Origin of the sequence: Streptomyces caeni (assembly GCF_042678285.1) — a bacterium.
Lineage (GTDB): Bacteria > Actinomycetota > Actinomycetes > Streptomycetales > Streptomycetaceae > Streptomyces > Streptomyces caeni.
On sequence record NZ_JBHUDX010000142.1, the window covers coordinates 1 to 11,038 of the forward strand.

Annotated in this window: 9 protein-coding genes and 1 pseudogene; 3 read left to right on the forward strand and 7 right to left on the reverse strand. The window is 71.9% G+C overall.

The window, feature by feature from the left end; all coding sequences use genetic code 11:
• Nucleotides 1-375: 375 nt before the first annotated feature.
• Nucleotides 376-1,554: a PP2C family protein-serine/threonine phosphatase gene (locus ACFSL4_RS36180; RefSeq protein WP_381092266.1), complete on the reverse strand. Its 1,179-nt coding sequence runs from the start codon at nucleotides 1,552-1,554 to the stop codon at nucleotides 376-378.
• A 149-nt stretch (nucleotides 1,555-1,703) separates the two neighbouring features.
• Here ACFSL4_RS36180 and ACFSL4_RS36185 point away from each other — a divergent pair, with 149 nt between their 5' ends.
• Complete coding sequence (locus ACFSL4_RS36185; protein ID WP_381092268.1) at nucleotides 1,704-2,933, forward strand: GNAT family N-acetyltransferase; 1,230 nt, start codon at nucleotides 1,704-1,706, stop codon at nucleotides 2,931-2,933.
• Nucleotides 2,934-2,958: 25 nt separating this feature from the next.
• On the opposite strand, the gene ACFSL4_RS36190 is transcribed toward ACFSL4_RS36185, so the two are convergent.
• Together ACFSL4_RS36190 and ACFSL4_RS36195 are read right to left on the reverse strand one after the other, a co-directional pair.
• Nucleotides 2,959-3,768 (reverse strand): Fpg/Nei family DNA glycosylase, encoded by an 810-nt coding sequence (locus tag ACFSL4_RS36190; RefSeq protein WP_381092270.1) that lies wholly within the window; start codon nucleotides 3,766-3,768, stop codon nucleotides 2,959-2,961.
• Between the two features lie 144 nt (nucleotides 3,769-3,912).
• Nucleotides 3,913-4,416 (reverse strand): ribose-5-phosphate isomerase, encoded by a 504-nt coding sequence (locus ACFSL4_RS36195; RefSeq protein ID WP_381092272.1) that lies wholly within the window; start codon nucleotides 4,414-4,416, stop codon nucleotides 3,913-3,915.
• A gap of 186 nt (nucleotides 4,417-4,602) precedes the next feature.
• On the opposite strand from ACFSL4_RS36195, the pseudogene ACFSL4_RS36200 reads away from it, so the two are divergent.
• Nucleotides 4,603-5,293 (forward strand): annotated as a pseudogene (locus ACFSL4_RS36200) (amino acid permease); the annotation flags it as partial.
• A 247-nt stretch (nucleotides 5,294-5,540) separates the two neighbouring features.
• Here ACFSL4_RS36200 and ACFSL4_RS36205 read toward each other — a convergent pair.
• The 4 genes from ACFSL4_RS36205 to ACFSL4_RS36220 all read right to left on the reverse strand — a co-directional run bounded on the left by ACFSL4_RS36205 (nucleotide 5,541) and on the right by ACFSL4_RS36220 (nucleotide 8,229).
• Nucleotides 5,541-6,119 (reverse strand): biotin transporter BioY, encoded by a 579-nt coding sequence (locus ACFSL4_RS36205; RefSeq protein WP_381092274.1) that lies wholly within the window; start codon nucleotides 6,117-6,119, stop codon nucleotides 5,541-5,543.
• A 525-nt stretch (nucleotides 6,120-6,644) separates the two neighbouring features.
• Nucleotides 6,645-7,253: a histidine phosphatase family protein gene (locus tag ACFSL4_RS36210; protein WP_381092276.1), complete on the reverse strand. Its 609-nt coding sequence runs from the start codon at nucleotides 7,251-7,253 to the stop codon at nucleotides 6,645-6,647.
• Nucleotides 7,254-7,372: 119 nt separating this feature from the next.
• Nucleotides 7,373-7,657, reverse strand: a complete 285-nt coding sequence (locus tag ACFSL4_RS36215) for a zinc ribbon domain-containing protein (RefSeq protein ID WP_381092278.1) — start codon at nucleotides 7,655-7,657, stop codon at nucleotides 7,373-7,375.
• Nucleotides 7,573-8,229 carry a mycothiol-dependent nitroreductase Rv2466c family protein gene (locus tag ACFSL4_RS36220; protein WP_381092280.1) on the reverse strand — a complete coding sequence of 219 codons (657 nt, stop codon included), beginning with the start codon at nucleotides 8,227-8,229 and terminating at the stop codon, nucleotides 7,573-7,575. Before ACFSL4_RS36220 ends, ACFSL4_RS36215 begins: the two co-directional genes overlap by 85 nt.
• Before the next feature lie 168 nt (nucleotides 8,230-8,397).
• On the opposite strand from ACFSL4_RS36220, the gene pepN reads away from it, so the two are divergent.
• Nucleotides 8,398-11,010 carry an aminopeptidase N gene (gene pepN, locus ACFSL4_RS36225; RefSeq protein WP_381092282.1) on the forward strand — a complete coding sequence of 871 codons (2,613 nt, stop codon included), beginning with the start codon at nucleotides 8,398-8,400 and terminating at the stop codon, nucleotides 11,008-11,010.
• Nucleotides 11,011-11,038 lie beyond the last annotated feature (28 nt).

Genomic DNA, 11,038 nt, shown 5'->3' on the forward strand with positions numbered 1-11,038 from the left:
ACGCGAGTCCTTCATCAACGTCGACAGGGTCTGCGCCCCCATGTCGAACTTCATCCTGCCTCCCCGTCCGACCGGCCCGTCGTGCCGGCTGTGCGATAGATGCGGGCCCATCTCTATCAACTCCGCGATTGCCCATGCAATCGGCCCTCACGGGGCTGACACAAACACATGACGAAGCCATGGGGGCGTATCGGACATCTGCCGTGAGCAGGACGGGAGTTGGGGTGGGGCGGGGCGTGTGGGCAGCCCGGGGGCGGTCCGTGCGGCGGTAGCCGCTGCGAACGGGGTGTCCTGCGGCAGGGCTCCTGGGGGGGCTCCTGGGGCGGGGTTCCTGCGGCAGGGGCGTGGCGTGGGGTTCGCCGGGGCAGGCCGGGGTCAGCGGGCGGCCAGGGCCGTCGGGCCCTCCCTGGAGATCAGGAGGAGCGCCCTGTCGTCGTTCACGTCCTTCGCCACCGCCTCGATGAGGTGCCAGGCCGCGCCGTGGAACCCCCCGGCCACATAGCGGTCGGCCTCGCCGGTGAGGCGGTCGATGCCCTCGACGATGTCGCGGTCGGAGGTCTCCACCAGGCCGTCCGTGAACAGCATGAGGACGTCGCCGGGGCGCAACGAGCCCTTCACGGAGTCGAACTGCGCGCCCTCGTAGACGCCGAGGAGCGGCCCTTCCGCCGCCTTCTCCTCCCAGCGGCCGCTGCCCGCGCTGAGCTGGAGGCCCGGGGGGTGCCCGGCCGAGTACAACTCGTAGTCGCCGGATTCCAGGTCCAGCACCAGGTGGATGGAGGTGGCGAAGCCCTCGTCCCAGTCCTGGCGGAGCAGGTAGCCGTTGGCCGCGGGCAGGAAGGCGTGCGGCGGCAGCGAACCCAGCAGTCCGCCGAACGCCCCGGACAGCAGCAGTGCGCGCGAGCCGGCGTCCATGCCCTTGCCGGAGACGTCCGTCAGGACGACTTCGAGCGTGCGGCCCCCGTTGGTGCGGGCCGCCACCACGAAGTCGCCCGAGAACGACTGCCCGCCGGCCGGCCTGAGCGCCATCTCACGGTGCCAGCCGAGCGGCAGCTTCGGCAGCTTGCTCTGGACGCGGATGCGTTCGCGCAGGTCGAAGAGCATGGTTCCGCCGCGCCGCCAGGGCACGCCCACGCGGCTGCGGAACTGTGCGATCAGGAGCCCGAAGAACCCGCAGGCCGCGACCACGAGCACGGTGCCGGGGGTGACCCGCGACGGTCCTTCCGTGTAGGGGCCGAGTTTCACGGACTCGACTATGAGCGCGGTGGCGGCGGCGGCGTACAGCCCGAGCAGGCTGGAGGGCCGCAGCAGCAGGCCGCCCGCCACGATCGGCAGGACGAGGACGGTCGGGGAGCACCACACGGGGTCGACGAGGGTGGTCGCCGCGATCAGGGGGATCATCAGCAGCAGGCCGGCCAGCGCGACCCAGTCCGAGCCGTCGCCGCGGAAGTAGTCCACGGCGGATCTGCGCACGCCGGTGCGGGCCCGGTGCCACTGCTTCTTCAACCGGGCCGTGAACGTCTCGGCTTCCGCGCGCCGCTCTCGTCCTGCTGCCATTGTTCGGGACCCTATCCATCCGACCAGCCCCTTGGCACGGGAGGTCCCACTTGTCCCCCGTCCGAGCGCCGAACTTCACAGGGACCCGCCCTCCGCGGCGCGGGAGAAATCCCCTCGCTCGTCCAGGCTTGCCCTGATAGGGATGGCCCATGACGACGGACGTACGGGTACTGCGGCAGGCCGAGTGGGACCTCTGGTGCGACGCCCTCATCCGCGCCTTCGGCGGGGTGGACGAACCGCCCGAGGAGCGGCGGCTGTGGGGCGAGCTGACCGAGCTGGACCGTTCCCTGGGCGCCTGGGACGACGACACGTGTGTGGGCACCGCCGGGGCCTTCGGCTTCCGTCTCACCGTCCCCGGCGGCGCCTCGGTGCCCGCGGCGGGGATCACGATGGTGAGCGTGGCGGCCACGCACCGCCGCCGCGGGGTGCTGACGTCGATGATGCGGCGGCAGCTGGACGACATCCGCTCCTGGGGCGAACCGCTCGCCGTGCTGACCGCGTCCGAGCCCGCGATCTACGGCCGGTTCGGGTACGGCGCCGCGACCTTCCAGGTGAGCGCCGAGATCGACACCAGCCGGGTCCGGCTGTCCGTACCGGCCGGCACCGATGACGTACGGCTGCGGTACGCGGAGCCCGCGGCGGTCCTCGACGCGTGCGAGGCGGTCTACGCGCGGCTGGTGCCCGGCCGTCCGGGGATGCTGGCGCGGCGGCCCGGCTGGGAGCGGTTCGGGCTGCTCGATCCGGAGAGCCACCGGGAGGGGGCGTCGCCGCTGCAGTGCGTCGTCGCCGAGCAAAAGGGCGCGGTCACGGGGTACGCGCGGTTCCGCATCAAGCCCGAGTGGGGGGTCGCCGGGCCCGACGGCAGGGTCACCCTGGCGGATCTGGCGGCGCTGGACCCGGCGACGGACGCGGCGCTGTGGCGCTTCCTGTTCGGCATCGACCTGACGACGACGCTGGTGACGCGCGGCCGGCCGGTCGACGACGCCTGGCAGTACATGGTCTCCGACATCCGGCGCTGCCGGCCACGGCTGCGGGACGCGTTGTTCGTGCGGCCGGTCGACGTGGGAGCGGCCCTGGAGGCACGGACGTACCAGGCGCCGGTGGACGTGGTGTTCGACGTCGAGGATGCCTTCTGCCCCTGGAACACGGGACGTTGGCGGCTGACGGGTGACCCGAAGGGCGCGTCGTGCGCGCGCACCGCGGATGCGGCGGAGCTGTCGCTGTCCGTACGGGAGTTGGGGGCGGCGTACCTCGGCGGTGTGTCCCTGACGGCGCTGGCGGCGGCGGGTCGGGTGCGGGAGCTGCGGCAGGGTGCGCTGGCGGAGGCGTCGACGGCGTTCGGCTCGGCGGTGGCGCCGTGGCTGCCGCACGGCTTCTGAAGAACACCGTCCGCGACGGGGGCGGCTACCGCCGCTGGCAGCCGGGGCACCAGAACAGATTTCGGGCGGCGAGACCGGCGGTGCGGATCTCGCCGCCACAGATGTGGCAGGGAAGGTTCGCTCTGCGGTACACGTACACCTCGCCGCCGTGGTCGTCGACGCGCGGCGGGCGGCCCATGGCCTCGGGGGTGTGTTCGGGGCGGACGGTGTCGATACGGCCCGCGCGGACGCCCTCGTGCATGAGGTGGACGAGGTCGGCCCAGATCGCCTCCCACTCGGCCGGGGTGATGTCCTTGCCGGGGCGGTAGGGGTCGATGCCGTGCCGGAAGAGGACCTCGGCGCGGTAGACGTTGCCGACGCCGGCGATGACCTTCTGGTCCATCAGCAGGGCGGCGATGGTCGTACGGCTGCGGGAGACACGGCGGTAGGCGGCCGCGGGGTCGCCGTCGGCGCGGAGCGGGTCGGGCCCGAGGCGGCCGTGGACGGCGGCCTTCTCGTCGTCCGTGATCAGCGCACAGGTGGTGGGGCCGCGCAGGTCGACGTACGAGACCTGGTTGGCCAGGCGGAGGCGGACCGTGTCGGTGGGCGGGGGCGCGGGGGCGTCGCCGAAGGTGACCTTGCCGAAGAGGCCGAGGTGGATGTGGACCCAGTCGCTGTCGCGGAAGCCCAGGAAGAGGTGTTTGCCGTGGGCGTCGGTGGTGCGCAGCTCGGCCCCGTCGAGGAGTGCGGCGGCACCGGCGAACGTGCCCTGGGGGCTGCGGACGCTGACGGCGCCCCCGGCGAACCGTGCGGTGCAGTCCTTGGCCAGCCGGTGAATGGTGTGCCCTTCCGGCACGGTTGCCCCACCCTCTCCAGTTCCAGCGCGCCGGGGCCCGGCCCCGGGCCGGCCAGGGGGGCGCTGCCGCCCCCTGGGCTCCTGTTCCTCGGACGTTCCTCGGACGTTCCTCGGAGGCCGGCCAGGCCGGCCGGGCCGGCCGACTCAGCCCTGCGGCTCCTGCGGCTCCTGCGGGTGATGGGCCGGGATGGGCGGGAGTTCGCCCGTGGTCTCGTAGGACGACAGCATGTCGATGCGCCGCACGTGCCGCTCGTCGCCCGAGAACGGCGTGTTCAGGAAGGTCTCGACGAACTTCGTCGCCTCGTCCGTCGTGTGCATCCGCGCGCCCACGGCGACGACGTTCGCGTTGTTGTGCTGCCGGCCGAGCGATGCCGTCTCCTCGCTCCAGGCAAGGGCCGCCCGGACGCCCTTCACCTTGTTCGCGGCCATCTGCTCGCCGTTGCCGGAGCCGCCGATCACGATGCCGAGGGAGCCGGGGTCCGCCGCGGTGCGCTCCGCCGCTCGCAGGCAGAACGGCGGGTAGTCGTCCTGGGCGTCGTAGAGGTGGGGCCCGCAGTCGACGGGCTCATGGCCCGCGGACTTGAGCCACTCGACGAGGTGGTTCTTCAGTTCGAAGCCGGCATGGTCGGAGCCGAGATACACGCGCATGGTCCGAGTGTGACACGGCCGCCGCGGATCGGCCGCGTGGGGTGCCGACCCCAGGGACAGACAAGAAGGACCATGGAACCTCAAGGAAACTTCAAGTAACAATCTGGATTCAAAGCTTTCTGATTTCATTTGCCTCCGATTCACTGGATCGGCTCGTTACAGCCGGCGCAGAGCAAGCACACCCTCATGACTTCGCAGCCGACCCTCACAAAGGCCGGTAACGACCCCGGCCGCCCCGGAGACCCCGGCGGCGGCCTCCAGGCCGGCCTCAAGAACCGCCATCTGACGATGATCGCCATCGGCGGTGTCATCGGCGCCGGCCTCTTCGTGGGCTCCAGCTCCGGCATCGCGACCGCCGGTCCGGGCACCCTGCTCTCGTACGCCCTCGTCGGCACGCTCGTGGTGCTGGTGATGCGCATGCTGGGCGAGATATCCGCCGCGAACCCCGTCTCCGGCTCCTTCTCCGCGCACGCGGATCGCGCGCTGGGCCGCTGGGCCGCTGGGCCACTGGGCCGGCTTCTCGACCGGCCGGCTGTACTGGTTCTTCCGGGTGGTGGCGCTCCCCGTCGAGGCCACCGCGGGCGCCAAGATCCTCCAGGGGCGGATCCCGGCCGTGCCCGAGTGCGGCCGGGCCCTCATCGTCATGGCCGTGCTGACGGCCACCAACCTGGTCTCCGTCGGCTCCTACGGCGAGTTCGGGGTCTGGTTCGCCGGGATCAAGGTCGTGGCGATCGGCGCCTTCATCGTGATCGGCGGGCTCGCCGTCTTCGGGCCGCCGCCCGGTGTCCACAGGGACAAGGCGGGGCTGGACAACCTCACCGGGCTGACCGACACGGAACACGACGGACGCGAGACCGTCCTGCTGTCGCTGCTCGTCGCCGCGGTGGTGCTCGTGGTCGCCGCGGCCAGGCAGAAGCTGGGCGGCGCCCGCACCACGGAGCCGGCCGCGGACACCGACGAGGCCCCGGTGAAGGCCGGCGTCTGACCGGCGCACGGCCGGTGGACGAAGGGCCCCGCGACCGTTGCCGCGGGGCCTTTCGCACCTGCCCCCGAAACGCCGAAGAGGTTCGCCGGGCCGAAGGAGCGCTTCGGCCCGGCGAACCTCTTCCGCCGGAACTACGGCGTCACTTCCGCGCGAACTTCCAGGCGGTGGGCAGCAGGCCCATCGCCAGGGCCGCCTTCAGGGCGTCGCCGATCAGGAACGGGGTGAGTCCCGCCGCGATCGTGGCGGTCGCGGACATGCCGGTCGCCAGGGCCAGGTAGGGGACGCCGACCGCGTAGATGACCGCCTCGCCCAGCAGCATCGCGCCGGCCGTGCGCAGCACCGAGCGGTCTGCGCCGCGGCGGGCCAGGGCGCCCACGACGGTAGAGGCGAGCAGCATGCCGAGGACGTAACCGAAGGAGGGGGCGGTGGCGCCCGAGGCACCGCCGGCGAACCACGGCACACCGGCGACACCGGCGAGCGCGTAGAGGGCGAGCGCCAGGAAGCCACGGCCGGCGCCGAGGGCCGTGCCCACCAGCAGCGCGGCGAAGGTCTGCCCGGTCACCGGTACCGGGGAGCCCGGCACGGGAAGCGAGATCTGCGCGGCGAGCCCGGTGAGCACGGCACCGCCTGCCACGAGGGCGACGTCACGGACGCGGGACGCGGGCAGCAGATCGGCGAGGACCTCGCCGGGGCGGGCGATGGCGGTGGTGGTGCTCATGAAGGACTCACTCCGGCGGGGGAGACGGCTTGGGACATGTCGACGCTATCCCAGGCCGCTTCAGCAGATCACCGTCAGCGGTCGACAAAGGGTGGAACGACGGCGTGATGGACTCCATACAAAAAGCGTGCGCTACACCCAGGTCGGCGTGACGCTGGTCACTGAGGTCCGCTCGTTGTATCGCCTGAAGGGCACGGGGGCCGACTGTAGGGTTTCGCCAAAACGGAGCCTCGCCCGGACCCACCCGGCCAGGTCGCGGCTCCCGTGTCACCGCCCCCGTACACCGCGTACCCCGTGCGTCCGCATAGTGGGCGGTGTGTCCCGCCGAGCGGATGTCCGTCCGGACTGTGGGCGGTCTTCTGCCCCCTCTCACGCCTTGGACGCCGCGCCCCGACGAGGCCGGGACGGCGGCCCGCGCAACGCCCCCAAAGACCCTGCCCAGCGCCCTGAAGCCCTGGCTCCTTCACATGGCCGGCGGGGAGAGGCGCGGCCCGCGCGAGGACGCGCCTCGCCCGGGCCGCCCCGTCACACGCAGGGCACATTGAGCGACAGCAGGCCCACGGAGCCCTCGTCCAACCGGAGTTCGCTGATCGCGACGTTGTGCAGCCGCGGGAACACACGGCGGTACTCGCCCGGCGGGATGGACAGCAGCGTGCACAGCGCCAGCCGCAACAGGGTGCTGTGCGCGACCACCAGGACGCGTCCGCCCGGGTGCGCGGCGGCGATCCGGCGCAGGGCGTCCGCCCCGCGGGCCGCGGCCGCCCGGGGATCCTCCGCCCCGGGCAAGGGGTGGGCGGCGGGATCCGCGAGGAAGGCCGCCGCACGCTCGGGATCCTCGGCCGCGAACTCGGCGAGAGTACGGCCCTCCAGGGCCCCGAAGCTGCATTCGCACAGGCCGGGTTCGCGGCGCGGGGTGAGGCTGAGCACACGGCAGGCGGGTTCCGCAGTGGCGATGGCACGGGAGAGCGTGGACGTCCAGACCGCGTCGACCGGGTGGGCGGCGGCCCAGCGCCCGAGTGCCTCCGCCTGGGCGCGGCCCGTGCCGGTGAGGGCCACGTCGCTCACACCCGCGTAACGGTTCTCGGCGTGCCAGACGGTCTGCCCATGCCGGGCCAGCAGCAGTGTCGTCCTCATGATCCCGCAGTATCCCCCGGGCTTGCACGACGGGCGCCACTGGCTGTCGTACTGCCTTTCTCGTCCTGCCCCACGCCCCGGTCCGGGCGTGGGGCCGGGGCGGTTGACTTCGCCCCGCGTCACCACAACTCCCGTGCTTGCGCACGGATGTTGCAGGAGCCGTTCCGGTCCGGGTGATCAACGAATCCGCAGGACCGGCACGCGGACCAGGCCTGCGAGAGGCGGTTCGCCTCGTCGATGCGGCCGCATTCGGCACAGGTGCGGGAGGCGTACGCCGGATCGACGTGCACCGCTACGGCCCCGGGGTTCCCCGCAGGAATCAGCTGAAGTCCGGTCCCTTGGTACGGGTGCGCTTGATCTCGTAGAAGCCCGGCACCGAGGCGACCGCCAGGGTGCCGTCCCACAGCTTGGCGGCCTCCTCGCCCTTGGGGGCGGGGGTGACCACGGGGCCGAAGAAGGCGAGTTGCTCGCCGTTGCCGTCCGGGACGGCGATCACCGGCGTGCCCACCTCCTGTCCGACCTTGTCGATGCCGTCCTTGTGCGAGGCGCGCAGTTCCGCCTCGAACTCGAAGTCCTCCTGGTCGGCGTAGTCGATCAGGTCCGCAGGCAGGCCGGCCTCTTCGAGCGCGGCGGCCATCGCCTCCCGCGTCGGGCCCTCGCCCAGGTTGTGGAACCGGGTGCCGAGCGCGGTGTACAGCGGTCCGAGGACCTGCGCGCCGTGCTTCTGCCACGCCGCGGTCACCACGCGCACGGGCTGCCACGCCTGGGTGGCGAGCATCTCCCGGTACTCCTCGGACAGCTGGTCCAGCTTGTCCTCGTTGAGCACCGCGAGGCTCATGATGTGCCACTGGACCTCGATGTCACGGACCTTCTCCACTTCCAGGACCCAGCGGGAGGTCATCCAGGCCCACGGGCACAGCGGGTCGAACCAGAAGTCGACCGGGGTCTTGCCGGAGGGGGTCGCCGTCTCGGACATGGCTCTCCTCGATAGATGTTGGTTGATCTGAAAACAATCACAGCCGGTGCCGCCATTCCCGGGTTCCCCGCGGGTGCGCCCGGTGTTCTGTGTCAGGGGCACATGGCAGGATCGGTCCTGTTCACCCCGTCCAGCCGTCCAGCCGTCCAGAAAGAGGGAGTGGCGCCCGTGCCCGGTGAGAATCTGTCCCGCGACGAGGCCCGGGAGCGGGCCGCCCTGCTGTCCGTCGACGGGTACGACGTGTCGCTCGACCTGCGCTCCGCCGTGGGCGACACACCCGGCGCCGCGGGCGGCGAGCCGCGCACCTTCCGGTCGCTCACCACGATCCGCTTCCGCTGCGCCGAGCCGGGGGCCGCCTCCTTCGCCGACCTGATCGCCCCGAGCGTCACCGCGGTCTCCCTCAACGGCAAGGACCTCGACCCCGGGGAGGTCTTCGACGGCACCCGCATCCGGCTGGAGGACCTGGCCGCCGAGAACGAACTCGTCGTGGACGCGCAGTGCGCCTACTCCCGCACCGGTGAGGGCCTGCACCGCTTCGTCGACCCGGAGGACGGCGAGGTCTATCTGTACACCCAGTACGAGCCCGCCGACTCCCGGCGCGTCTTCGCGAACTTCGAGCAGCCGGACCTCAAGGCCCCCTTCCGCTTCGAGGTCCGCGCCCCGGACGGCTGGACGGTGTGGAGCAACGGCGCCGGCGAACTGCGCGACGGGGTCTGGCGGTTCGCGGAGACGAAGCCGATCTCGACCTACATCACCGCGGTGGTGGCGGGCCCCTACCACTACGTCACGGACACCTACACCCGCGCCTTCGAGGACGGCACGACGCTGGAGATCCCGCTCGGCGCGATGTGCCGCAAGGGCCTGGCGAGGCACTTCGACGCGGACGACATCTTCCTCGTCACCAAGCAGGGCCTGGACTTCTTCCACGACCACTTCGACTGCCCGTACCCCTTCGGGAAGTACGACCAGGCGTTCGTGCCCGAGTACAACCTGGGTGCGATGGAGAACCCCGGACTGGTCACCTTCCGCGAGGAGTTCATCTTCCGCGGCAAGGTCACCCAGGCGTCGTACGAGCGCCGGGCCAATGTGATCCTGCACGAGATGGCGCACATGTGGTTCGGCGACCTGGTCACCATGGTGTGGTGGGACGACCTGTGGCTGAAGGAGTCCTTCGCCGACTTCATGGGCTCCTTCTCCCTGGTGGAGGCCACCCGCTTCACCGACGGCTGGATCACCTTCGCCAACAACCGCAAGGCGTGGGCGTACCGCGCCGACCAGTTGCCGTCAACGCATCCCATCACGGCGGACATCCGCGACCTGGAGGACGCCAAGCTCAACTTCGACGGCATCACGTACGCCAAGGGCGCCTCGGTGCTGAAGCAACTGGTGGCGTACGTGGGGCGGGAGGCGTTCCTGGAGGGCACGCGCCGCTACTTCAAGCGGAACGCCTACGGCAACACGCGTCTCGGCGACCTGCTGTCGGTCCTGGAGGAGACGAGCGGCCGGGACATGGCGGCCTGGGCGCGCTCCTGGCTGCAGACGGCGGGCGTCAACTCCCTGACGCCGCAGGTGCTGCTGGGCGGCGACGGGCGGATCGCCGAGCTGTCCGTGCTCCAGGAGGCCGCGGAGCCGACCGCATCCGACCATGCGGCCCCGCCGCGTGGCGAGCTGCGGCCGCACCGCGTGGCGGTGGGTCTGTACCGCGACGAGGCGGGTGCGCTCGTGCGGTACGCGCGTGCCGAGATCGACGTCCACGGCCCGCGCACGGTGGTCGGGGAGCTGGCCGGTGCCGAGGCCCCGGACCTGGTCCTGGTCAACGACGACGACCTGACGTACTGCAAGGTCCGTTTCGACGACACGTCGCTGGCGACGCTGAAGGACCGTCTCGGCGACGTCACCGACCCGCTGGCGCGGGCACTGTGCTGGTCGGCGCTGTGGAACCTGACGCGGGACGCGCTGCTGCCGGCGCGGGACTTCGTCGGCCTGGTGCTGCGGTTCTCCGGCCGCGAGTCCGACATCGGCGTGCTTCAGATGCTGCACACCTGGGCGGACTCGGCGCTGACGTACTACGCGGCACCCGAGTGGCGGCGGCCCGGCGGGCGGCTGCTGACGCAGGGGGCGCGGCGCGAGCTGCGGCAGGCGGAGCCGGGCAGCCAGCACCAGCTGACGTGGGCGCGGTTCTTCGCGGCGGTGGCGGAGGAGGAGCCCGATCTGGAGCTGCTGCGGGGACTGCTGGAGGGCACGGAGAAGATCGACGGCCTGGACGTGGACCAGGAGCTGCGCTGGGCGTTCCTCGGGCCGCTGACCGCGCACGGGGCCACAAACGAGTCGGTGCTCGCGGCGGAACTGGCCCGTGACGACACGGCGTCCGGCAAGCGCCACCAGGTCCGCTGCCTGGCGGCGCGTCCCTCGGCGGCGGTCAAGGCCCAGGCCTGGGCCCAGGTCGTCGAGTCGGACACGTTGTCGAACGCACTCGTGGAGGCGACCATCGCGGGCTTTGTGCAGCCGTCGCAGCGTGAGCTGCTGGCGCCGTACGCGGAGAAGTACTTCGCGGTGATCGAGCGGGTGTGGGCGCAGCGTTCCATCCAGATCGCGATGGACGTGGTGAGGGGGCTGTTCCCGTCGCTCCGCGACTCGCGGGAGACGCTGGACGCGACGGACGCGTGGCTCGCGGCGCACGAGGACGCCCCGCCGGCGCTGCGGCGGCTGGTGCTGGAGGCGCGCGACGACCTGGCGCGCGCCCTGCGCGGGCAGGCGTGCGACGCGAAGGCCGCGCGGTAGGGCTGTGTTCCGCTCGGGTGGGCGCCCC